The following is a 24,389-nucleotide window of genomic DNA, read 5'->3' as shown; positions in this document are numbered from 1 at the left end:
CGAGGCCATTCATCATGTCACATTCCGCGCCATTGTGACCGTATTATGCGAGGGTCGACAAGCCTCGCGCCAGATCGGCTTTCAAATCTTCCACATTCTCGAGTCCTACCGAGATCCGGATCAGGTTTTCACTGATGCCGGCCCGGGCCTTGTCCTCTTCGCTCAGGCGACCGTGTGTCGTGGTAGCGGGATGGACGATGGTACTTTTCGCGTCACCCAGGTTGGCGGTAACCGAGAAGATTTTGCACGCATCGATCACCTGCCACGCAGACTCGCGCCCGCCTTTCACGGTAAAGCTGAATACCGCGCCGAAACAGGATTGCTGGGCCGCGGCCAGCTGGTGATTGGGGTGGCTGGGAAGACCGACGTAGTTGACTTTCTCCACCTGCGGCTGCTCTTTCAGCCACCATGCCACATCCAGTGCGCTGGTGCAGTGGGCCTGCATACGCAGCTTCAGAGTTTCCAGCCCCTTGAGAAAAACCCACGCGTTGAACGGGCTCATACTGGGCCCACAGGTGCGCAGGAAGATGACAATCTCGTCCATCACTTCTTTTTTCCCAACAACCACACCGCCGACACAACGTCCCTGGCCATCGAGGAATTTGGTGGCGGAGTGCACGACGATGTCTGCCCCCAGTTCCAGCGGACGCTGCAGCGCCGGTGTACAGAAACAGTTGTCGACGACCAGTTGCGCGCCGGCGCTGTGGGCGAGATCCGCCATGGCGCGGATATCAGCCACTTCACACAGGGGGTTGGAGGGCGTTTCCATAAACAGCAGCTTGGTGTCGCCGTCCAGCGCGTCTTTCCAGGCCTGGAAATCGGTGAGGTCGACGAAGGTGACCTTGACGCCGAATTTGATCATGTAACGGGTGAACAGTGCGGTGGTGGTACCGAACACACTGCGCGAGCAGATAACTTTGTCGCCGCTTTTCAGCAGTGCCATACACAGGCTGAGGATGGCGGCCATGCCGCTGGATGTCGCGACGGCGGCCTCCCCTCCTTCCATGGCGGCGATGCGCTGTTCGAACATGCGCACGGTGGGGTTGGTGTAGCGCGAGTAGACGTTGCCGGGTGACTCCCCGGAAAAGCGCGCGGCGGCTTCTGCCGCTGAGGGAAAGACGTAACTGGAGGTGGCGTAAATGGATTCGGAGTGCTCGCCTTCTGCCGACCGGCTCTGGCCTGCACGTACCGCCAGAGTTTCCAGTGCGTAGCCGTCGTCTTCAAACATGGATTAACCGTCCCGGGTTAGAAATAGTTGGACCGGTAATCTTACCCCATCAAGGCAGTTTTGGCAGACCGAAAACCAAGAGGCACGGATCAGGGAGCTTCGTAGATAGTTCGGTGGCGGCGCCGCTACCGATGGTTGTTTGCGAGACACGCCGTGAACCCATCCCTGGGGGCTCGGACGCGGCCGTCCAGGCCGCGTACGGTCTCGCAAACAACCATCGGCATCGACACCTTCTCATCGGATAAAAACACTTCGGCCCACACTATGGTGGGCCGAAGGAGCGATGAGACTGCAGAAAAACTACTTTTTACAAAGAGCTTTCGTTGCCCTTGCCCGTCTTCGCGTTGTCGTTACGCGCAGCATGCAGACTGTCGAGATATTCTTTAGTGACATCACCAGTGATGTACTTGCCATCGAATACCGCGCAATCAAATTCCTTGATGTCATGGTTGCCGTCGGAAGACGAAACGATCAGCTCATCAAGGTCCTGATAAATCAGCCAGTCCGCACCAATTTCCTCGCACACTTCTTCAGTAGTACGATTATGCGCAACCAGCTCAGTCGCAGACGGCATATCGATACCGTAAACATTCGGGTACTTCACCGCCGGCGCCGCCGACGCAAAGTACACCTTCGCAGCACCCGCCTCACGGGCCATCTGGATAATCTGCTTACAGGTAGTACCGCGCACAATAGAGTCGTCCACCAGCAACACATTCTTGCCGCGGAACTCCAGCTCGATCGGGTTCAGCTTCTGGCGCACAGACTTCTTGCGCTGCTTCTGGCCCGGCATGATGAAAGTGCGGCCGATATAGCGGTTCTTCACCATACCCTCACGGAACTTCACACCCAGACGGTGTGCAACCATCTGGCCGGCAGAACGGGAAGAGTCTGGAATCGGGATTACCACGTCGATATCGTGGTCCGGGCGTTCGCGCAGAATCTTTTCCGCCAGGTGCTCGCCCTGACGCAGACGCGCCTTGTGAACAGAAACGCCATCCATGATGGAGTCCGGGCGGGCGAAGTACACGTGCTCAAAAATACACGGACGCAGCTGAGGATCTTCCGCACACTGCTCGGAGTGCACGGTGCCGTCCAGCTCGATATAGATACATTCACCCGGCGCCACGTCGCGCACCAGAGTGTAACCCAGTACATCCAGTGCCACAGACTCAGAGGCCACCATGTACTCGGTGCCCTTGTCGGTTTCGCGCTTGCCGTAAACCAGCGGACGGATGCCGTTCGGATCACGGAATGCAACAACACCGTAGCCGACAATCATTGCCACACAGGCGTAACCACCGCGCACGCGCTTGTGCACTGCACGCATGGCCGTGAAGATGTCTTCTGCCTTGGGCTGGAGCTTGTGCTGCTTGTGCAGTTCGTGAGCGAACACATTCAACAGCACTTCGGAATCCGAATCGGTGTTGATGTGGCGCAGGTCCTGCTGGAAGATCGCTTCCTTCACCTCGTTGACGTTGGTGAGGTTGCCATTGTGGGCCATGGCGATGCCGTAGGGGGAGTTGACGTAAAACGGCTGGGCCAGTGCGGGGCCGGAGCTGCCGGCGGTGGGATAGCGCACATGGCCAATGCCAAAGTTGCCTGTCAGGCGCTGCATATGGCGCGCGCGGAACACGTCGCGCACCAAGCCATTTGCCTTCTGCTGATTCAGGCGGTCACCATCACAGGTGACGATACCCGCGGCATCCTGGCCCCGGTGCTGCAACAGGGTAAGCGCGTCGTACAACTGCAGATTGACGTCACTTTTACCGACGATTCCAACGATGCCACACATACTTCAGATAACCCCAGTCATTTCGAAATGGTCATGGTGCCCCTGTGCCGCATCCTGCAGCCCAGCGATCAATCAAGTTGCCCTGCGAAGAAATCCTTGATCGCGCCAGCCGCTTCGCGCGCGCGATCCTCAAATTCTAGAAAATGCGGTATCAAGGTCGATTCCTGCCACCAGCTGTCTTCGTTGACCGGCGCCAGCGCCGGGGCGAAGATCAACAGCGCCATCACAATGATGCAGCCGCGAAACAATCCAAATACCATCCCCAATACCCGATCCGTGCCGGAAAGGCCGGTGGCCTCTACAAAGGCGGACAGGGTCATGTTCAGGCCGGCTCCGGCCAACAGGGTGAATATGAACAGGATGGCAAAGGCGGCGATGGCCTGCAGTGAAGGTGTATCGACAAGGTTGGAGAGCAGTGGCGCCAGCTGGTCGCGAAACATCATTGCCACCACAAATGCAGCCACCCAGGTGAGTAGCGACAAGACTTCGCGCACGAAGCCTCGGCTCAAGCCGATCAGCGTGGAGATGGCAACGATTGCCAGAATGGTCCAGTCAGCCCAGTTCATTCAACCCTACCTGCTACGCGGCGGCTGCCGCGAAGAGCGCGCATTCTAACTTACCGACCGGGGCCCGTGAAGCAGTTCACCGAATCCCGCCAAGTTAATCCGCGGACAGGGGGCGGGAACTTATTGAACTGACCGGTCAAACACGTCAAATGACACCTCGCGGCCGGCTTCGAATGCAGAACGGTATAGCGTAGCGTGGTAAGCAGGGGCGCGGTATCACGCCCGATAGCGCAGAATCAGGGTCTCTGTCTTGAGCAGCTTGTCGAGTTTCTGCTTGTCCGACTGGGCGTCCACCCGGCTCAGCTTGGGTCCGACAAATACCCGCACAAACCGTCCTTTGGCAGTGTCCACCGAACGGGTGTAAGCGCGAAAACCGGCATCCATCAGTTTTTTCCGCATCCGCTCGGCTCCGGCAGCCTCTTTATAGGCGGCCACCTGAACCACCCAACCCTCCGGCAGGCCCTGGTCGTCCAGCTGGGTCTTCTCCGCCGGTAGCTGCACCGCGCTCGCGGATTCCGACTTCACTTCCGGCTCGGGCTTGGGCTCAACCGCAGCCACTTTTGTCTCGGTTTTTACCTGGGCTCGCGACTCGCCTTCCGGCTCCGCCTTCAGGGAGACGGACTCCGGATCCGGCGCGGGGGATTTCGGCTCGACAAACTCCGGCTGAAACACCTCGTTTACCGGGGGGGCCGGTTCCACATCGGCAACGGGCTCTGGCTCTGCAATGGTAATCGGCTTGATATCCGGAGCGGGAGGGATCTGACTGGTCACGTCGATATAGCGCGCGCCCTCACGGTCAAACAGGGTCGGCAGAAAGATGACCGCCAGTGCAGCCAGTACCAGCGCCCCCACAATGCGCTGCTTGACCCCGTCATTCAGACGGCGTGAAGCGCGCCGGTTTTCCGGGGAATAAGAGTCCGAATCACTATTCCGGCTGGGCATCTTGTTGTTCTCTTGTGAGCTGGAGTACCTCTGCAACGGTAAAGAAAGAACCGAATACAAGCAACCTGTCGTCCTCACCTAACTCTCCAAAAGCACGCTCCAGTTGCGACTTCACCGCCATACTCGGGGTAGAAACCTGCTCTGCCGGGACAGCCGCAGCAGCCAGCGCCGCCTCGACCTGCTCCGCGCCCGCGGCCCGGGGGTTATCCGGCAACAGTGCCGGATACCAGTGGTCAATGGAGGACCTGAGTGGCGCCAGCAGACCTGCCAGGTCCTTGTCTGCCATGGCCGCGAAGAGGGCCAGCGTCCGTCCCGGCACAGGATGCTGTTTCAGCCAGCTGGCCAGATACTCGGCCGCCGCCGGGTTGTGCCCGACATCCAACACCAGGTTACGCCCACGCATGATGAGCGCCTGACAGCGCCCCGGCATGTGCAGCTGCTCCAGGGTTGTGCATACCTGGTCCGCTCCGGGCAGTGCACCCGCCACCGCAAGCGCGGTAATCGCTGCTGCCACACTCGCCGGCGGCAGCCGCAACTCGGGCAGTCCGAGCACCAGTTCGGGTTCGGCTTCCAGCCGATAGACGCCATCCACCAGCGAAAAATGCCGGTCGATAAAATAACTGTCACACCCCAGCTTGCCCGACACATCGATGACAGAGGCCGGTGGTCGCGGATCCGCGCATACGAATGTCTTGCCCGCCCGCAGAATCCCTGCTTTCTCGCGCCCGATCACCTCCCGATCACTCCCCAGCCAGGCTTCGTGATCCACCGCCACACTGGTGATGATTGCGACATCCGGGTCCACCAGATTCACCGCATCCAGCCTGCCACCGAGCCCCACTTCCAGCAGCGCAAACTCCACATCCGCCTGCTTGAACAGCCAGAAGGCCGCGAGCGTGGTGAACTCGAAATACGTCAGGCTGGTCTCGCCGCGGGCCTGCTCCACCGCCTCGAATGCGGCGATCAATTGCACATCGTCTACTTCATGCCCATCGATCCGAATCCGCTCGTTAAACCGCAGCAGATGAGGCGAGCTGTACGCCCCTACCGAATGATCAACAGCACGCAACAGCGCTTCCATGGTGCGCACGCAACTGCCTTTGCCATTGGTACCGGCTACGGTAAACACGCGCCGCGCGGGCACCTGCACATCGAGCGCGCCGGCAACGGAAGAAACCCGTTCCAGTCCCAATTCAATTTCAGAGGGGTGCAATTGCTCCAGGCGTGAAAGCCAGGATTGAAGGTCTCGCATCGGGTCACCGGTTGTTAGTCTGGTGTGAGGATTTTAGTCGGGAAGAAGAAAGGGAAACAGAGATGATTTGCAAGGCCCGGGGACGGGCTGGGGGAGCGACCCCGGTAGCAGCGTTATAACAACACCGGCTACCGGGATCTCAGGATGGATGCGGCCGGGATCAGTTATTGGTGAGCTTACCCAGCAGGCGACCAACCGTGTTGCGCATATCCTTGCGCGGAATAATCATGTCGATGGCACCGTGCTCCAGCAGGAACTCGGCGCGCTGGAAGCCTTTGGGCAGCTTCTGGCGAATGGTTTGCTCGATGATGTTTGGGCCAGCAAAGCCAGCGCGGGCACCGGGCTCAGCGGCATTGATGTCACCGAGTAGCGCCAGGGAGGCAGAAACCCCACCGTACACCGGATCTGTCATGATCGAGATGTAGGGCACGCCCGCCATGCGCATCTTTTCCAGCACCGCCGAAGTCTTCGCCATCTGCATCAGCGAGATCAGCGCCTCCTGCATGCGCGCACCACCGGTAGCGGAGAAGCACACCAGCGGGATATTTTCTTCCAGCGCGCGTTGCGCAGCACGGGTGAACTTCTCTCCTACCACATAGCCCATAGAGCCACCGTGGAAAGCAAATTCAAACGCAACCGCAACAACCGGCTTGCCCTCGAGAAGGCCCTGCATGGCAACCAGTGCATCTTTTTCACCGGTCGCTTTCTGGGCCTGGGTCAGGCGATCCTTGTACTTTTTGACGTCCTTGAACTTCAGACGATCCACCGGCTCAACATCGGTAGCCAGCTCTTCACGGTGCTCCGTATCCAGGAACATATCCAGGCGACGGCGGGCACCGATACGGAAATGGTGTTCGCACTTCGGACATACGTCCAGGTTGCGCTCCAGCTCCGGCAGGTAAAGGGTGGAATCGCACTTCACGCACTTTTTCCACACCCCTTCCGGCACCTTGCTGGCACCGGCACGACGCTCGGTACGAATGACCGAGGGAACAATTTTTTCTAACCAGCTCATTCTGTTTCCAAAATCCGATGCTTGCAGAATTTAACTTGCCGGGACGCCCGCCCCGGGATAGAGGCATAGCTTAAATGACCGGCAATTCTAAAACCGCGAATTAAACCACTTTCAAAAAAATTGCTCTTGGCCAGATAAGCCGCCGAATCAGGCTTTCTGGCCAATCTGCGCTGGCGCCTCAGTTATCCAGCGCAGTCCGCATTTCCGATACCAGGGCGCCAACGCGATCCTTGGCCCCCGCACCATCGGCAGACTCACCCACCGCAGACACCAGCACACTACCGACTACCGCACCGTCGCCATCGGCGCTCACCGCCTTGGCGGAGGCACCGTCCTTGATACCAAAACCGACGCACAAGGGCAGATCGGTGTGACGACGGATACGCGCCAGGTTTTCGCGCACGGAATCCAGGTCCAGATGGCCGGCCCCGGTGACGCCTTTCAGGGATACATAGTAGACAAAACCACTGGCGAGACGGGTGATCTCGGCGATGCGCTGATCACTGGTAGTGGGTGTAAGCAGGAAGATGTTGCGCAGGTTGCGCGCCTTGAGCAGCTCGTTGAGAGGTCCCGCCTCTTCCGCCGGCAGGTCGACGGTAAGCGCGCCGTCCACACCGCCCTCACGCATGTTGTCGGCAAATGCCTCGAAGCCCATTTTGACAATGGGATTGGCATACCCCATCAGGATCACCGGCGTGTCTGCGTCCTTGGCGCGAAACTCCTGTACCAGCGCCAGGCATTTACGCAGGGAGGCCTTGTGCTCCAGCGCGCGCTCGTGACCTTTCTGGATCACCGGCCCTTCGGCCATGGGATCGGAAAAGGGCACCCCCAGCTCAATCAGGTCGGAGCCGCTGGCAACCAGCTGATGCATCAGGTCCACGGTGTTTTCCAGGCCGCCATCACCGGCAACAATATAAGTCACCAGCGCCTTGCGGCCCTCACTGCGCAGCTTGGCAAAGCGACGGTCAATTCTGTTTTGTTCTTCTGTCACCGTGTCACTCCCTACACTTCGATGCCGTCGATGGCGGCCACAGTGAAAATATCCTTGTCGCCGCGACCGGACAGGTTCACGACGATATTCTGCTCGGGTGACATGGTTGCCGCCAGCTTAAGGGCATAGGCCACCGCATGGCTCGACTCCAGCGCGGGCAAGATACCCTCGCTGCGGGTCAGGGTACGGAATGCCGCCAGGGCCTCGTCGTCATTGGCCGTCACATATTCCACACGACCAATGTCCCGCAGCCAGGCGTGTTCAGGTCCCACACCCGGGTAGTCCAGCCCCGCAGAGACCGAATGGGTCTCGATGATCTGGCCGTCCTCGTCTTCCATCAGGTAGGTGCGATTGCCGTGCAGAACTCCGGGAACACCGTCATTCAGCGGTGCCGCATGACGCCCGGTTTCCAGGCCATCACCACCAGCTTCAACACCGTACATTTTTACCGATTCGTCGCTGAGGAACGGGTGGAACAGGCCGATGGCGTTGGAACCGCCACCCACACAAGCTACCAATGCGTCCGGCAGCTGGCCAAATTGCTCCAGGCTCTGGCGGCGCGCCTCGCGACCGATCACGGAATTGAAATCCCGCACCAGCTGCGGATAGGGATGCGGGCCAGCCACGGTGCCGATGATGTAGAAGGTATCGTCCACATTGGTGACCCAGTCGCGCATGGCTTCGTTCATGGCGTCTTTCAGGGTCTTGGAACCAGACTCCACCGGAATCACTTCTGCGCCCAGTAGCTTCATGCGATAGACATTCGGGGACTGGCGCTTGACGTCTTCCGCCCCCATGTAAACCGCGCACTTGAGACCCAAACGGGCTGCGACGGTGGCCGTGGCCACGCCGTGCTGACCGGCACCGGTCTCGGCAATCACCCGGCGTTTGCCGCTGTGCTTGGCCAGCAGCGCCTGCCCTACGGTATTGTTTACCTTGTGGGCACCGGTGTGGTTGAGGTCTTCACGCTTGAGCCAGATACGTGCACCGCCCGCCTCCGCGGTCAACCGCTCCGCCAGATACAGCGGGGACGGACGTCCAACATAGTGGGCCAGGTCGTAGTCAAAAGCGGCCTGAAACTCGGGATCGTTTTTCAGGCGCTGGTACATTTCCTGCAATTCATCGAGAGCGCTGATCAGGGTTTCCGATACAAAGCGCCCACCAAATTCCCCGAAATGCCCTTTGGCATCCGGAAAAGCCCCATAATCGACGGGGGATGCGGGTTTACTCACTGCTCAAACTCCTTGTGTCAATTCTGTACTGCGGGCGCTGCCACTCTGGGCTGCGCGGGCGGCGCGGATAAATTCGTGCACTTTTGCGGCATCTTTTCGTCCCGGTGACGCTTCGACGCCACCACTGACATCCACCGCGTGAGGACTGGCGACAGCAATCGCTTGGGCCACATTGCCCGGATTCAGGCCGCCGGCGAGAATAATCTGACGGCCACTGTCCGCGGGAACGCGCTGCCAATCGAACGTATCTCCGGTACCGCCGGGGACCCCCTTGCGATAGGCATCCAGCAGAATGCCGCGGGCATCGGGAAAGGCCGCCATCGCCTCCACCGGGTCCAGCTCAGGCTTCATCCGCAGCGCCTTGATATAGGGACGGTGGAACTGGCGACAATAGGGGGCGTTTTCACTGCCGTGGAACTGCAACAGATTGAGCGGCACCTGCTCCAGCACGGCCTCCACCTGCTCGGGGTGGGCATCGACAAACAGGCCGGTAAGCACCGCAAACGGGGACACGGCCCGAGCGATTTCTGCGGCCTGCTGCGGGGTGACATTGCGCGGACTGGGCGGATAGAAGACAAGGCCGAGCGCATCGGCGCCGGCATCTACCGCGAGGCGGGCATCTTCGACACTGGTAATTCCGCAGATCTTTACGCGCATAATCCATACACCGCTGATACTGCCATGGTGTAGACCGCCATCTATCCGGGGCGCAGGCAGCAGAGAAATATCGGAGAGCCAGCGATACTAGCAGATCAGGGGATTAGGCGAAACGCGGCAGTCGCCCAATTCAGGCGGATCCGTCGGCACCGATGGTGCCCAACGGCAAGGGTACCAGCAACGGACCAGGCTCGCGCACCGGCATCGCAAACTCATCCGGGTAGCGCACATCCACCAGATAGAGGCCATGGGGTGGCGCGGTTACCCCGGCGGCGCTCCTGTCCCGCGCCTCGAGCACATCGCGCACCCAGGCGGGATCGCGATCCCCTCTTCCCACAGCCATCAAGACGCCGGCAATATTGCGCACCATGTGGTGCAGGAAGGCCGTAGCACTGATCTCCAGAACAATCAGCTGCCCCACCCTGCCAATATCCAGCCGGGTAAGTCGGCGCACGGGAGATTTGGCCTGGCACTGTGCCGCTCGGAAACTGCTGAAGTCGTGCTCACCGATAAGATGCCGGGCGCCGGCACGCATGGCCGCGAGGTCCTGGGTACGCTCGGTCCAGGTCACCTCGCTGGCGGCCTGGGCGGAACGGGTGGGCGCACTGTGGATCAGGTAGCGATAGGTCCGGTTGCGAGCGGAAAACCGCGCGTGAAACTGGGGCGGCATTTCCTGCGCCCACTGCACACGCACATCAAATGGCATCTGGGTGTTCACCCCCTGCACCCACGCTTTGGTGGGGCGCTGGGCGCGGGTATCGAAATGGATCACCTGACCGGTGGCGTGTACGCCGGCATCGGTGCGCCCGGCACACACCAGGGTAACCGGCTCCGCCGCCACCTTGGATATCGCTTTCTCGAGGGTTTCCTGCACCGTCTGCGGGTCGTGCTTCTGCTTCTGGAAGCCGCGCAGCCGGGTACCACAATACTCCACACCCAAGGCTACCCGCCGCAATCCTTCCGGCAGGGACTCCCCCGGCGGTACTTCTCCGTTCGGCTTGTATTCGTAAATCCTGCTCATCGCTTACCAGAACTCCGCACAGGCAAGCCGCGGCGCCCGTATTCGCCCTCAGCTACCGGCAGTATGTCTTCCCGGAAAAAGAAAGACCCCGCGCGAGGCGGGGTCAAAGTGTTGTCGCTGTAGATAGCGTGAAAAATCGACAGCGGGCTCAGCCAATACGCTCGAGCATATCCTTGGCGCGCTGCTGGTGCTCACCGGCAGCCTCTTCTACCACCTCGCCGAGGATTTCACGCGCGCCATCTTTGTCTCCCATATCCAGATAGGCCTGGGCCAGCTCCAGCTTGGTGGTGACCTCGTCACTCCCTTCTAGCAGGTTGAGCTCGGAATCCAGATCGCTCTCCAGATTAAAGCTCAGATCACCCAGCTCCGCGTCTTCGGCAGAACTTTGCGCGCCGGATTGGGCGGGCTCGGACTTGGCTACTGGCTCTTCGGCCACAGCGAGATCACCTTCCAGCTCGAAATCGGTGGACGCGTCAGCGGCGAAGTTACCGTTATCGAAATCCAGGTCGCCACTGTCGAGATCCAGCTCACCGAGATCGATGGAGTCCAGGTCCAGGCTGTCAAAATCATTATCACCGCCCAGGTCATCCGAGAAACTGTCCAGCTCGTCCTCAGATGCATCAGCAGCAGTGGACTGCACAGCTGTTTCACCCGAATCGAGGTCGTCACCGTCTTCCATCGGCGTCAGGTCGAGGTCGAATTCAAGACCACTGTTTTCTACCGCTTCCGCAGTCGCATTCTGCGAGTCAACCGCGATGGAATCCGACTGCTCCAGAGCACCGGTTTCGGTAGACGCATCCACACTGAAATCGGAATCCAGGTCCAGACTATCGAGGCTGTCCAGATCCAGGTCGCCATCGGCCATCAGGTTGTCGAGGTCGAAGTTGTCCTCTTCGGTCGCGCTGCTGGTATCGGACTCGAACCCGGAATCCAGTTCGAGATCAAAAGTCGGCTCTTCCGCAGCAGCGGTGTCAGTCTCGGTCTGCGCCGCAGACAGATCGCTTTCCAGGTCATCACCCAGGTCGAGATCCAGGGAGAAGTTGTCTTCGTCGGCAGCTTCAGTGCCCGCATTCAGGTTGCTACTGCTGTCATCCAGGTCCAGAGACAGATCGTCGAGCAGGCCGAAATCGTCTTCGTCATCCCCGGCATCCACGTTCGCGGCGACAACGGTCTGGTCTGCAGAGAACTCCTCGAGGTCGCCGAAGCTCGCCTCGCTGCCGAAGTCCGCACCCATGTCGTCGAGCTGCGCCGCTTCCAGGGACTCACTGGAGAAGTCGTTTTCAGGCGCTTCAAACGGACCGATACCGGCGATGGTTTCACGCAGACGCGCGGCGCGGTCCGCAGCCGGTCCATCGCTATATCCGAGCAACTGGCGATAGTGATCATCGAACTCTGCGCCTTTCTGCTGGTGCGCATAAGCCTCCAGCAACATCAGGCGTGCATCGATATTTTCCGGCGCGCTCTTAAGGCCCGCCAGCAATTTGGATTCTGCCTCCTGGTATTGACCCAGGGAGAGGTGGATTTCCGCTTCCGCTACCGGATCGTCGGTTTCAACTTCTCCCAGCTGGTCCAGGTCGAAGCTTTCGTTGGATTCGAGTTCTTCCACGGCGCTGAGATTGTCATCCATCTCGCCGATTTCCGGTGCTGCCGCCAGCTCGCGCTCGGCAGCCATTTCTGCCTCGACCTGGCGGATAGCCTCCTCTTCTTCCTTGCGACGACGCCAGGTAAAGAAGCCAAACAGGCCTGCCAGCAGTGCACCCGCGCCAATACCGATCACCACAATATTATCCATCACCCGCTCCATCAGAGTGGGCTCGGGACGGGTCTGCACCACTACACGGTTACGGGTAGCGTCTTCTTCAGCGGTTTCTTCGGCCGCGGCTACAGGGGCCTCAACAGTATCCGGCTCGGACTCGGTTACCGCGTCAATATCGGCAGTTTCTTCCGCAACATCACCCAGCACATCTTCGCCGGTCTGCTCACCAGTTTCGGCGGCAAAGCCTTCCAGCTCTGCGTCTACCTCTTCACCGATAAGATCAGAAGCAGCTTCGCCGGACTCAGATGCATCTGCCGTCTGCTCTGCTGCAGCCTGCACTGCCTGCAGCTCGTCATTGGAGACCTCTACCAGGCGCTCCATGGTATCGATCTGCTCGTTCAGCTCACCGATACGGTCCTGCAGCTCGGTATTTTCCAGACGGGACTTGTCGAGTTCTTCCTCGGTAACCGCCAGCTCACCCTCGAGGGCTTCGCTTTCACCGGTACCGCTGCCGGAGCCGGACAATACGGATTCGTTGTCGCCTGGGGCGGCAAGGGATACGCGCCCTTCCAGCACATCGCTTTCAACGGTTTCTTCTGCTGCGGCGCGGCCATCCAACGGTGCGCCGGTAACATCTGCGGTACCCACGCGCTCGCGCCAGGCGTCGTTCTGGGTGGCTACTTGGGAGACCGCTTCGGTCAGGGACAGGTTGCGTACTTCATCTGCGGTAGGCAGGCGCAGTACCGAGCCTTTCTTCAGCAGATTGATATTGTTGTTAATAAACGCTTCGGGGTTGAGGCGCTGAATCGCCAGCATGGTCTGCTGCACGGAGAGATCGCGGGACTCGCGGCTGTCGCGGGCGATTTCCCACAGGGTTTTGTTCGCTTCCACCGGCCCGTAAACGCGGCTACCGCTATCGGCAGTGGTCTCGGACTGGAATTCAATCGGCTCTTCCGCCGGCGCCTCGTAAGTCGGCTGCTGCGGCTCAGCGGCAACGGTCTCTTGCGGCGCTTCGGGTTCGCTTGCCGGTTGTTCGACAGGCGCCTGCACCGGCTCTGGTGTGCGCTGTACCATGGGCTGCAGCGGCTTCTGTACCGGCGCTTCACGGCGCACTTGCTGACGCTCACGCTCGGCGGCACGCACCGGCTGGGAGGCAGTATTGGTGGAGAAAGCGGGCAGATCCATCAACAGGGTATATTCCCGCAGCAGTCGGCCACTGGGCCAGCGGGTCTCTACCAGGAAATTCAGAAATGGTTCGCGGATCGGCGTGCGGCTGGAGATTCGGACAACGGGCTGGCCACTGGAGTAGTCCACTTCGAAGCGCAGTTCGTCAAGCAGGTAGGCGCGATCGACACCAGCGCGGTCAAAATCTTCCGAGCTGGCCAGGCGCACCTTGATTTCACTTTCACCAAGGCCGCGTGTCTGCAGCAGTTTGATTTCCGCATTGAGAGGTTGGTTGAGGGTCGAGTTCAGTTTGATCTCACCCAGACCGAGCGCCAGAGCCCCGTTGCCACCCAGTGCGCTGACCAGACCTACCGCTAGTGCCAGCTTTTGCACACGCATATCCGATTCCCTTTATTGTTAGAATCTCACCGGAACCTGCATAAAAAACACCCAAAGGGTCATGCAGGCACCAGGTCTGTGCAGCCATCGTTCTGCACAAAAATTATTCACAAGAACCAGTGCTGAGACACCAGGCTCTACTCTCCAGCGAAACTCTCCCACGAAAGAGTCGCCCCCCGAAAAAGACTTGGCCCATCCGGCTCCTCCCCACTTTTCCCGAGCTTGCCCCCAAGCATTACCGGTGCCCGAGTGCGGGCAAAGTTAAGAAGAAACCTTCAGAAAGGCCGCTAAGTATTAAATATCAATGGGTTTTTAGCAACAAGTGGACAATCAGTACACAGTTAATTGCGACGTCTTTGCGCAAATTGTCGGATGCCGCACAAAAAACGACCTGCCGCGGGTTGATCAGGCCACTGCGCAGCCGTCCCAGCAAGGTATTGTCACTGCCTACCGCATCCTGCGCCGAGGGCCGCTCACGCATTTCCAAACGCGCACCATTGGCGAGCAATCCGCGCACGGTGTCCAGTGGCTGCTCCGCACTAAGCTGTACACTCAGGTTGGCCAGCTGACCGTGAAACACCGATGCGGTATTGATGGTGGCATCCAGCGCCACCTGATCACCCAATAACCGACGCAGTTCCAGCACCAGTGCCAGCTCGCTGAAGTTGTGACCACTGTCCAGCAACGCTTCCGCAGAACTGAGGAGATTGAACGCGAGGCGCTGACCAGTCGCTTCATCCACATCAGGCTCCTGCCCATTGAACAGGCGAGCGGTCTGCGCCGCCGCCGCGTCCACACTGCTTTTGCCCAGTGCCGACACCGGCTGATTCAGCACGATTTCAACAGACTGCAGCTGGTCCTTCAGCGGGAACAGCGCCTCCGCGATCATCGCCGCACCGGGCCCGGGCACCGCGATCACCTTGCGGTCCTGCTCATCGCGCGCCGTCAGCGAGGTCGCATTGAGCAGTGGATGCACCAGGTCAACACTCTCATCACCGCGAGTGATCCCCGCAGCGTCCACTACCCAGGCACCGGCACTCTCTGCCTTGGCCAGTGCCTCGGTTGCAATTTCACCCGCCGACAGTAACAAGACGATCTGCTCCGGGGTAAACACAAAATCTTTCAGTGACTGCACCGACACACTGCGGTTGGCGAACACCTGAGGATCCGCTTCGGCCTCATCCGCGGTAATAAGCTTCAACTGCGCGGGCGTTACTGTCTCCCGCTCTTCCAGGATCTCCAGCAACGCATCAAACGGCGCAGTGCCAACACCTACGATCACCAGTTCCCGGGTGGATTCTGTCATATTGAGTTCTCATGAGCTGATTCGGTTGCTTCTGCGCCAGTTCGGCGAATAAACAGCCTGAAAATGCGGGGGATTATACTCAGGGAGCGTGCGGGGGGAAGCCACCCCGGGACCGGGGCGGCGAATTGGGCCCAAAAATAAGCTTAGGCACCGTTTAAAATTGTAGCGAGCGGGTGGCTGGTGGCGTCCGCCGGAGCACAGAAAGCGCAATGTATATGCAATACATGAGCATTTCGAGCACCGCCGGACACCGCCAGGCCCACACACAGTAGACTTTAATGGTGCCTTACAGTTTGCCCAGCAGAATCAGCAGTACACGGCGCAGGGGCTCGGCGGCGCCCCACAGCAGCTGGTCACCAACGGTGAATGCGTTCAGATATTCACCACCCATACTCAGCTTGCGCAGACGGCCTACCGGGATGTCCAGCTTGCCGGTAACGGCGGTCGGGGTCAGCTCTTTCAGGGTTACTTCGCGGTCGTTGGGCACTACTTTCACCCAGTCGTTGGCGGAACCTATCAGCTTCTCGATCTCATCCAGAGGAAGATCCTTCTTCAGCTTCACAGTGAACGCCTGGCTGTGGCAACGCATCGCGCCAATACGTACACAGGTGCCATCGACCGGTACGGTGCTCTCGGTAGAAAGGATCTTGTTCGCCTCTACCTGGGCCTTCCACTCTTCACGGCTCTGACCGGACTCCAGCTGGGTATCGATCCAGGGCAGCAGGCTGCCCGCCAACGGCTCGCCGAATTGCGCGGTAGGGAAGTCAGCACTGCGCATGTTTTCAGCCACCTTGCGGTCGATTTCAAGGATCGCGCTCGCCGGGTCTGCCAGTTCGCTAGCAACGCCGTCGCGGATGCTGCCCATCTGGGAGATCAGCTCGCGCATGTGCTTGGCACCGGAGCCGCTGGCTGCCTGGTAGGTCTGCGCAGTAACCCACTCCACCAGGCCTTCCTTGAAGAGGCCGCCCAGGCCCATCAGCATCAGGCTCACGGTGCAGTTACCGCCGATATAATTTTTCACGCCGGCATCGATACCGCGATCGATTACGTCGCGGTTGACCGGGTCCAGCACAATGATGGCGTCGTCATTCATACGCAGGCTGGAGGCCGCGTCGATCCAGTAGCCGTCCCAGCCTTTTTCACGCAGCTTGCCGAAAACTTCCTTGGTGTAGTCACCGCCCTGACAGCTGACGACCGCATCCAGCTCGGCCAGTGCGTCGAGGTCGTAGGCGTCTTTCAGTGGCGCAACCTCTTTTCCAATCTCCGGCGCTTTACCACCGGCGTTGGACGTGGAGAAAAATACCGGCTCGGCAATATGTGCGAAGTCGTTTTCTTCCAGCATGCGGCCCATCAAAACGGAGCCGACCATACCGCGCCAGCCTACGAATCCTACCTTGTTCATTTCATTACCCTGTTAAATCTGTGAGTTTCTGGCCCCCGGACAACCGGGGGCAAATGCAGCGATGTGGCAAGCAGAGTTACTAGAAAGCGGCCACCACTGCTGCGCCCATTTCTGCGGTAGAGACTTTCTTCGAGCCTTCAGTGTAGATGTCCGCGGTGCGCAGTCCCTGATCCAGCACTTTACTGACAGCTGCTTCGATCGCCTCGGCTGCCTCTCCCATGTCGAGGGAATAGCGCAGCATCATGGCGGCAGAAAGAATGGTGGCCAGCGGGTTGGCAATACCCTGCCCTGCAATATCCGGTGCGCTACCGTGACAGGGCTCGTACAGGCCAAAGCCACTTTCGTTCATGGACGCGGACGGCAACATGCCGATGGAGCCGGTGAGCATGGCGGCGGCGTCAGACAGGATGTCGCCGAACATGTTGCCGGTCACCATGACATCAAACTGCTTGGGCGCACGTACCAGCTGCATGGCTGCGTTATCCACGTACATGTGAGACAGCTCTACATCCGGATATTCCGGTGCCAGGCGGTCCAGTACTTCGCGCCACAGCACGGTGACCTCGAGTACGTTAGCCTTGTCCACGGAGCACAACTTGCCGCCGCGCTTCTGGGCAGCCTCGAACGCGGTGCGGGCAATGCGCTCGATTTCGGATTCTTTGTAAACGTAGGTGTTGTAGCCCTGCTTCTCGCCATTCTCCAGAGTTTTGATACCGCGCGGCTCACCGAAATAGATACCGCCGGTAAGTTCACGCACGATCAGAATGTCGAGACCGGATACCACTTCCGGCTTCAGGGAAGAGGCATCGGCCAGTTGCGGATACAGAATCGCGGGGCGCAGGTTGGCGTACAGACCCAGGCCACTGCGAATTTTCAGCAGGCCTTTTTCGGGACGAATGGCGCGATCCAGGGTATCCCACTTGGGGCCACCCACCGCACCCAGCAGCACCGCGTCGCACTCGCCGGCCTTGGCCAGTTCCGCGTCGGTCAGGGGTTCACCGTGGGCGTCGATGGACGCACCACCGATCAGGCCTTCGCTGAACTCCAGGTTGAGGCCAAATTTTTCGTCGACGGTTTTCAGTACCGCAACCGCCTGCTCGACAATTTCCGGGCCAATACCGTCGCCCGGGAGGATCATGATTTTCTTGCTCATCGTTCTTCCAGTTATTCTGTTGGCCGCTTATTTCACTGCATCAAACAGCCAGGGTGCCTGCTCGCGGCGCTTGGCTTCGTAGGCTCGAATATCGTCTGCATCTTCCAGCGTCAGGCCAATATCATCGAGGCCGTTCAACAGGCAGTGCTTACGGAAAGTGTCCACCTCAAAGGCATGGGTTTCGCCGTTGGGCTTGATCACCACCTGCGCTTCCAGGTCGACCGTCAGCTCATAGCCTTCCTCGGCATACATCTCCTGGAACAACTGCTCGACGATTTCTTCTTCCAGAACGATCGGCAAAAGCCCGTTCTTGAAACAGTTATTAAAGAAAATATCCGCAAAGCTCGGCGCGATGATGGCGCGGAAGCCATGATCGTCCAGCGCCCAGGGGGCGTGCTCACGACTGGAACCGCAACCGAAATTCTTGCGCGCCAGCAGCACTGACGCGCCCTGATAACGGGGGTGGTTCAGCGGAAATTCCGGGTTCACCGGGCGCTTGCTGTGATCCTGCCCCGGCTGGCCCTCGTCGAGGTAACGCAGCTCATCAAACAGATTGGGGCCGAAGCCGGAGCGCTTGATGGACTTCAGGAACTGCTTCGGAATAATCAGGTCCGTGTCCACATTGGCGCGGTCCATCGGAGCGGCAATACCTTTGTGCTGGGTAAAAGCTTTCATCAGCTCGCCTCCTTCTGAAAATCACGTACATCCACAAAATGACCGGCAATCGCCGCAGCCGCCGCCATGCTCGGGCTCACCAGATGCGTACGGCCGCCGTAGCCCTGGCGCCCTTCAAAGTTGCGGTTTGAAGTGGAAGCGCAGTGCTCACCAGCCCCCAGCTTGTCGGCATTCATCGCCAGACACATGGAGCAGGAAGGCTCGCGCCATTCGAAACCGGCTTCGATAAATACCTTGTCGAGCCCCTCTTTTTCCGCCTGCGCCTTTACAGACTGGGAACCCGGCACCACCAGTACCTGTTTTACGCTGTCAGCTTTTTTGTGGCCCTTGGCCACCGCTGCCGCCGCGCGCAAGTCTTCGATACGGGAGTTGGTGCAGGAACCGATAAACACACGATCCAGGTTGATATCGGTAATCTTCTGGCCGGCATTGAGGCCCATATACTCGAGCGCGCGTTCGATACCGGCTTTTTTCGTTGCATCGCCCTCGTCCGCTGGGCTCGGCACCAGCGCACTGACCGGCACCACCATCTCCGGGGAAGTACCCCAGCTCACCTGCGGTTCAATTTCTTCACCGCGCAGCTCGACAACTTCATCAAACTGGGCACCATCGTCTGAGTGCAGACGACTCCAGTTTTCCACTGCCTTGTCCCACATCTCACCTTTGGGCGCGTAGGGCTTGCCCTTTACATAGTCCAGGGTGATCTGGTCCACCGCCACCATGCCCGCACGCGCGCCGGCTTCGATGGCCATGTTGCAGACGGTCATACGACCTTCCATGGACAGATTGCGAATCACCTCACCACCAAACTCAATGGCATAGCCGGTGCCGCCCGCGGTGCCTATCTTGCCGATAATCGCCAGCACCACATCTTTCGCTGTTACGCCCGGACCGAGTTCACCGTCCACGCGCACCAGCATGTTTTTCATTTTCTTCTGGATCAGGCACTGGGTGGCCATCACGTGTTCCACCTCGGACGTGCCGATACCGTGTGCCAGCGCACCCAGGGCGCCGTGGGTGGAAGTGTGGGAGTCACCACAAACCACGGTCATACCCGGCAGAGTCGCACCGGTCTCCGGTCCGATCACGTGCACGATGCCCTGCCCCGGATCGTTGATACCGAATTCGACGATGCCGAACTCATTGCAGTTCTCGTCCAGGGTCTGCACCTGGATACGGGAAACCTCATCCTGGATCCCAGCGATACCACCTGCACGCTCGGCGGCGTCGGACGGTACGTTGTGGTCCGGCGTGGCAACCACGGAATCCGTGCGCCAGGGCTTACGGCCGGCCAGACGTAGTCCCTCGAAGGCCTGGGGCGAGGTCACTTCGTGAATCAGGTGACGATCGATATAAATCAGTGCGGTGCCGTCATCGCGGCTCTTGACCAAATGGTCTTCCCAGAGCTTGTCGTAAAGCGTCTGTTTATTGTGCTCTTGCTGGCCCATTAGCCCCATCTCCTCTATGGATAACATGCCGGAGTCTATGGGGGGCATTGAATAACATCAATTTATATTTATTATATGGCGCATTCGCTTTTGGAATACCTGAGAGCAGCGCTACAGAGAAAGCATCATGGAAATCCAGTGGCTCAGAGCCTTCCTTGCCATTTCCGAACAGGGCTCCGTTTCAGAGGCCGCCGAGCAGCTGCACCTGACCCAGCCCGCCGTCAGTAAACGCCTCGCCTCCCTCGAGCAGCAACTTGGTACACCGCTGTTCGACCGCATCGGCCGCAAGCTGCAGCTGACCAACGCCGGCCGCGCCCTGCTGCCCCGCGCCCGTCACATCCTCAATGAGGTGAGCGATGCCGAACACGAGCTGCGCAGCCTGGGGGAAACCATCGGCGGCAGCCTGCGTATCGCAACCAGTCACCACGTCGGCCTGCACCACCTGCCGCCGGTACTGCGAGAATTCAGCAACCTCTACCCCGACGTCGCCCTGGATATCGACTTTGTCGATTCCGAGCAGGCCTACGAGGCCCTGATGGCGGGTGAATACGAGCTCGCCGTGGTCACCCTCGCCCTCAAGGACTATCCCAACCTCAATGCCCAGATCATCTGGCCCGACCCCTGCGTGGTGGTAGCCGCGCCGGACCACCCCCTGGCCCAGATGCCGGAACTGGACCTGCCCGCACTCGCCCGCTACCCGGCCATTCTGCCGGATCTGAACACCTATACCGGGCGTCTGATCAAGCGCGAGTTCGACGCCCACGGCCTCAAACTCACCGCCAAACTGGCCACCAACTTTCTCGAAACCATCAAAATGATGGCCGGCGTCGGCCTCGGCTGGAGCGTGCTGCCGAAGACCCTGATCGACGACAGCCTTGCCGAACTGCCCATGCCGCAGCTGAGCATCGTGCGCAACCTGGGCATCATCTACCACCGCAACCGCACGCTCAGCAATGCCGCCAATGCCCTGCAGCAACTGCTGTTCAAAGAGGCGCGGGGCCTCTAATTACCGATCGATAAGAGGCCTCAGGTTCCGCCAGAACGCCAAGCAGTGCGCAAAATCGACCCAAAACAGGACCAAACCGCATCAGGTTCAGGGAAATTTCATGAAATCCCTGTAGAATCTGCCGCAGAATTCAACCGGAGCGACTCCAAATGAAAAAAATAACCCTGGCTATCTGCACCGCACTGGCTTCCGTTTCCGCCAGCGCTGACACCATCCTCGGCTTTGACGCCACCCTGGGCGCCTGGAAACCCGCCTACAGTGGCGCCGTGGGCGTGGACGACTTCAACGTGGACGAGTTCACCCTCGCTGAAGACAACGTCACCTTCATCCAGGCGGCCCTGGAACATCCGATCCCGCTGGTCCCGAATATCCTCGTGGCCCACAGCAGCATCGAAACCAACGGCGAGGCCATGCTGAGCGAGAGCGTCACCTTTGGCGACGAGACCTTTCTGGTTGGCTCCGAAATCAATGGTGATATCAACCTCACCCACACCGACGCCACCCTCTACTACGAGATCCTGGACAACTGGGTAAACCTGGATGTCGGCCTGACAGCCCGTATGTACAGTGGTGACATGTCCGTAACCAGCGACTTCCAGTCTGAAGACATCGAACTTTCCGGTGTTCTGCCCATGGTCTACGGCCAGGCCCGTTTCGACCTGCCGTTCACCGGCTGGTCCATCATCGCGCAGGGCAACGGCACCAGCTACAACGGCGACAGCCACACTGATCTGACCGCCAAAGTGCGCTGGGACTTTGTTCCTGCACTGGATTTCGCCATCGAAGCCGGCTATCGCTCCATGACTCTGGATGTGAAAGAACTGGATTCCTTCCAGAGCGATCTGGAAATCAAAGGTCCCTACCTGGGCCTGAATCTGCACCTGTAATTACAGACGAGCAGATACAAAAAAAGGCGGAGCGCTTTCGGCGCTCCGCCTTTTTTATTTGTCGGAAGCAATTCCGCAATCAGACGCTGTTTACTCGGGTTGGCCAGCGGGAATCTTGAGACCAAAATCCACGTCACCGTTCTGCGCGCGCTGACGCATCACATGGTCGATCAGCACCAGTGCCATCATTGCCTCGGCGATCGGCGTTGCGCGGATACCAACGCAGGGATCGTGACGCCCTTTGGTGACCACCTCAATGGGGTTGCCATTGGTATCCAGGCTCTTGCCGGGGATACGCAGGCTGGAGGTAGGCTTGAGTGCAATATGTGCGATCAGCTCCTGACCACTGGAAATACCGCCCAGTACGCCACCGGCATTGTTGGACTGAAAACCTTCCTGGGTAATTTCATCGCGGTGCTCGGTGCCCTTCTGCTCCACCGAGGCAAAGCCTGCACCGATCTCTACACCTTTTACCGCATTGATACTCATCAGCGCGTGGGCCAGGTCGGCATCCAGGCGATCGAAGATCGGCTCGCCGAGACCCGCGGGCACGCCGCTGGCATGCACGGAGATACGCGCTCCGATGGAATCACCTTCCTTGATCAGCGCCTGCATATATTCTTCCATCTCCGGCACCTTGGCGGCATCCGGACAGAAGAAAGGATTCTGATCTACCTGGGACCAGTCGAGATTCTCAACCTTGATCGGCCCCAGCTGGGACAGGTATCCACGCACTTCGATGCCAAACTGCTGCTTCAGCCATTTCTTGGCAATCGCGCCGGCCGCGACGCGCATGGCGGTTTCCCGCGCGGAGGAGCGACCGCCGCCGCGGTAGTCGCGCAGGCCGTATTTGGCCCAGTAGGTGTAATCGGCGTGAGCCGGGCGGATCTGCTCGGCAATATTGGCGTAGTCTTTGGAGCGCTGATCGGTGTTCTCGATCAGCAGGCCGATGGGCGTACCTGTGGTTTTGCCTTCAAATACACCGGAAAGGATTTTGACCTCGTCGGCTTCGCGGCGCTGAGTCGTGTAGCGAGAGGTACCCGGCTTGCGGCGATCCAGCTCCAGCTGGATTTCCTCGGCGGTGATCTCCAGTCCCGGAGGGCAACCATCCACAATACAACCCAGCGCAGGGCCGTGGCTCTCGCCAAACGTGGTTACACAAAACAGCTTGCCAAAAGTGTTGCCCGACATATCCGGTATTCCCTACCTCTAGTCAATTATTCGTTGAAGGGGGCGCATTATAGAGGATTCCGTGGGCTTAGGCTTGGGGTAAAACAGAGAACTGGACACGAAGGTGATGATACCGGGCGCAGCCTTGTGAGACCTTCTAAAACAGGGATGTTTTAGAAGAGCCCCCAGGGATGGGTTCACGGCGTGTCTCACAAGGCTGCGCCCGGTAGCATCACCGCCACCCATCTTGCTGGAGAAGCAACCTAACTAGACGCACCCGCCTCAAACATTTCACGACAGGCCAGCAGATCTTCGCGCGTCAGCACAAACACCCCGTGGCCTCCGTCCTCCAACTCCGGCCAGAAGAACGGCACTCGCGGATAGGCCTCCTCCAGTGCTTCCCAGCTGTTGCCCACCTCGCACACCAGCACACCTTCCGGCTGCAGATAGTCCGGTGCCTCCAGCAACAGGCGGCGGGTGAAGTCGAGGCCGTCGTCGCCGGAACCCAGCGCCAACCCAGGCTCCGCGTGGTATTCCGCCGGCATCTCCGCCAGATCCCGGGCATCCACATAAGGAGGGTTACTGACAATCAGGTCGTAGCTGCAGTCCTTCAGGCCCGCAAAAAGATCCGACTGTACCGCCCGCACCTCATCATTCAGCTGATGGTTGTTGATATTGATCTGGGCCACTTCAATGGCATCGGGAGAGATATCGCTGAGGTCTACCCGCGCGCCGGGGAATGTCTCCGCACAGGCGATGCCAATGCAGCCACTGCCACAGCAGAGATCGAGGATCGCCAGCGGCTCCTGTTGCAACCACGGCTCGAAGCGATGGCGGATCAGCTCGCCGATGGGGGAACGGGGCACCAGCACCCGTTCATCCACATAGAACGGCAGGTCACAGAACCAGGCCTCATTGGTGAGATAGGGAGACGGCAGGCGCTGCTCTACCCGTTTATCCAGCAATTCCATCACTGTACGGCGCTCGTCCATGGTCAGGCGTGCCTGCAGGATCTCCGGCTTGCTATCTACCGGCAGGTGCAGCGCATGGGTAACCAGCAACACTGCCTCGTCCCAGGCGTTGTCGGTTCCGTGACCAAACCACAGGTTTTCCTCATTAAAGCGGCTGGCGCCCCAGCGTACATAGTCCAACACGGTGCACAATTCGTGCAGATTGGACTCACGTTTCTCTATCATTAGCCTGATTCCTCGAATTTTGGCGCTTTACTACCGCTACACAAAGGCTTAGGGTAGCGCACCCTTCGGAGTCTCCGTGACTCCTCTGTGCCGCCGGGTTACCGGCGATATCGACGCCCCATCATCTC

20 protein-coding genes are annotated in these 24,389 nt (G+C 59.4%); 2 read left to right on the top strand and 18 right to left on the bottom strand.

What is annotated here, in order from left to right; genetic code table 11:
* Positions 1-43 precede the first annotated feature (43 nt).
* The 16 genes from ACONT6_RS05445 to leuC form a co-directional block, all read right to left on the bottom strand.
* Complete coding sequence (locus ACONT6_RS05445; RefSeq protein ID WP_428820764.1) at positions 44-1,228, bottom strand: O-succinylhomoserine sulfhydrylase; 1,185 nt, start codon at positions 1,226-1,228, stop codon at positions 44-46.
* Between the two features lie 307 nt (positions 1,229-1,535).
* Positions 1,536-3,023, bottom strand: coding sequence for an amidophosphoribosyltransferase (purF, locus tag ACONT6_RS05440; protein WP_428820763.1), 1,488 nt, complete (start codon positions 3,021-3,023; stop codon positions 1,536-1,538).
* 68 nt (positions 3,024-3,091) lie between these two features.
* Positions 3,092-3,589, bottom strand: coding sequence for a CvpA family protein (locus ACONT6_RS05435; RefSeq protein ID WP_078083264.1), 498 nt, complete (start codon positions 3,587-3,589; stop codon positions 3,092-3,094).
* A 216-nt stretch (positions 3,590-3,805) separates the two neighbouring features.
* Positions 3,806-4,531, bottom strand: a complete 726-nt coding sequence (locus ACONT6_RS05430; protein WP_428820762.1) for an SPOR domain-containing protein — start codon at positions 4,529-4,531, stop codon at positions 3,806-3,808.
* Entirely contained in the window at positions 4,515-5,783 is a 1,269-nt protein-coding gene (gene folC / locus ACONT6_RS05425) for a bifunctional tetrahydrofolate synthase/dihydrofolate synthase (RefSeq protein WP_428820761.1), read from the bottom strand. Before folC ends, ACONT6_RS05430 begins: the two co-directional genes overlap by 17 nt.
* Positions 5,784-5,943: 160 nt before the next feature.
* Positions 5,944-6,798 carry an acetyl-CoA carboxylase, carboxyltransferase subunit beta gene (gene accD, locus ACONT6_RS05420; RefSeq protein ID WP_181253684.1) on the bottom strand — a complete coding sequence of 285 codons (855 nt, stop codon included), beginning with the start codon at positions 6,796-6,798 and terminating at the stop codon, positions 5,944-5,946.
* A 178-nt stretch (positions 6,799-6,976) separates the two neighbouring features.
* Entirely contained in the window at positions 6,977-7,789 is an 813-nt protein-coding gene (gene trpA, locus ACONT6_RS05415) for a tryptophan synthase subunit alpha (protein WP_428820760.1), read from the bottom strand.
* 11 nt (positions 7,790-7,800) lie between these two features.
* A complete protein-coding gene (gene trpB, locus ACONT6_RS05410; protein ID WP_428820759.1) occupies positions 7,801-9,021 on the bottom strand; it encodes a tryptophan synthase subunit beta in 1,221 nt (406 codons plus the stop codon).
* 3 nt (positions 9,022-9,024) lie between these two features.
* A complete protein-coding gene (locus tag ACONT6_RS05405; protein ID WP_428820758.1) occupies positions 9,025-9,678 on the bottom strand; it encodes a phosphoribosylanthranilate isomerase in 654 nt (217 codons plus the stop codon).
* Between the two features lie 130 nt (positions 9,679-9,808).
* The gene (gene truA, locus ACONT6_RS05400; protein ID WP_428820757.1) at positions 9,809-10,699 is read right to left on the bottom strand and encodes a tRNA pseudouridine(38-40) synthase TruA; all 891 of its coding nucleotides are present in this window, start codon (positions 10,697-10,699) and stop codon (positions 9,809-9,811) included.
* Between the two features lie 148 nt (positions 10,700-10,847).
* Complete coding sequence (locus ACONT6_RS05395; protein WP_428820756.1) at positions 10,848-14,018, bottom strand: FimV/HubP family polar landmark protein; 3,171 nt, start codon at positions 14,016-14,018, stop codon at positions 10,848-10,850.
* Between the two features lie 301 nt (positions 14,019-14,319).
* Positions 14,320-15,324: an Asd/ArgC dimerization domain-containing protein gene (locus tag ACONT6_RS05390; RefSeq protein ID WP_428820755.1), complete on the bottom strand. Its 1,005-nt coding sequence runs from the start codon at positions 15,322-15,324 to the stop codon at positions 14,320-14,322.
* A gap of 286 nt (positions 15,325-15,610) precedes the next feature.
* On the bottom strand, positions 15,611-16,726 hold the full coding sequence (asd, locus tag ACONT6_RS05385; RefSeq protein ID WP_428820754.1) for an aspartate-semialdehyde dehydrogenase: 1,116 nt from the start codon (positions 16,724-16,726) through the stop codon (positions 15,611-15,613).
* A gap of 79 nt (positions 16,727-16,805) precedes the next feature.
* Positions 16,806-17,879, bottom strand: coding sequence for a 3-isopropylmalate dehydrogenase (gene leuB, locus ACONT6_RS05380; RefSeq protein ID WP_428820753.1), 1,074 nt, complete (start codon positions 17,877-17,879; stop codon positions 16,806-16,808).
* 27 nt (positions 17,880-17,906) lie between these two features.
* On the bottom strand, positions 17,907-18,554 hold the full coding sequence (leuD, locus tag ACONT6_RS05375) for a 3-isopropylmalate dehydratase small subunit (protein WP_428820752.1): 648 nt from the start codon (positions 18,552-18,554) through the stop codon (positions 17,907-17,909).
* On the bottom strand, positions 18,554-20,002 hold the full coding sequence (gene leuC / locus ACONT6_RS05370; protein WP_428820751.1) for a 3-isopropylmalate dehydratase large subunit: 1,449 nt from the start codon (positions 20,000-20,002) through the stop codon (positions 18,554-18,556). The genes leuD and leuC overlap by 1 nt, the downstream gene beginning before the upstream one ends.
* Positions 20,003-20,129: 127 nt before the next feature.
* Between leuC and ACONT6_RS05365 the strand changes: the two genes are divergently transcribed.
* Both ACONT6_RS05365 and ACONT6_RS05360 read left to right on the top strand, forming a co-directional pair.
* Entirely contained in the window at positions 20,130-21,008 is an 879-nt protein-coding gene (locus ACONT6_RS05365; protein ID WP_181253695.1) for a LysR family transcriptional regulator, read from the top strand.
* Between the two features lie 149 nt (positions 21,009-21,157).
* Positions 21,158-21,895, top strand: coding sequence for a TIGR04219 family outer membrane beta-barrel protein (locus tag ACONT6_RS05360; protein ID WP_428820750.1), 738 nt, complete (start codon positions 21,158-21,160; stop codon positions 21,893-21,895).
* 90 nt (positions 21,896-21,985) lie between these two features.
* On the opposite strand, the gene aroC is transcribed toward ACONT6_RS05360, so the two are convergent.
* Both aroC and prmB read right to left on the bottom strand, forming a co-directional pair.
* Positions 21,986-23,086 carry a chorismate synthase gene (gene aroC / locus ACONT6_RS05355; RefSeq protein WP_428820749.1) on the bottom strand — a complete coding sequence of 367 codons (1,101 nt, stop codon included), beginning with the start codon at positions 23,084-23,086 and terminating at the stop codon, positions 21,986-21,988.
* 242 nt (positions 23,087-23,328) lie between these two features.
* Positions 23,329-24,261, bottom strand: a complete 933-nt coding sequence (prmB, locus tag ACONT6_RS05350; protein WP_428820748.1) for a 50S ribosomal protein L3 N(5)-glutamine methyltransferase — start codon at positions 24,259-24,261, stop codon at positions 23,329-23,331.
* Between the last annotated feature and the right edge of the window lie 128 nt (positions 24,262-24,389).

The organism is Microbulbifer sp. MCCC 1A16149 (genome assembly GCF_050368945.1).
Taxonomy (GTDB): Bacteria; Pseudomonadota; Gammaproteobacteria; order Pseudomonadales; family Cellvibrionaceae; genus Microbulbifer.
This window is presented reverse-complemented; position numbering and strand designations above follow the sequence as displayed.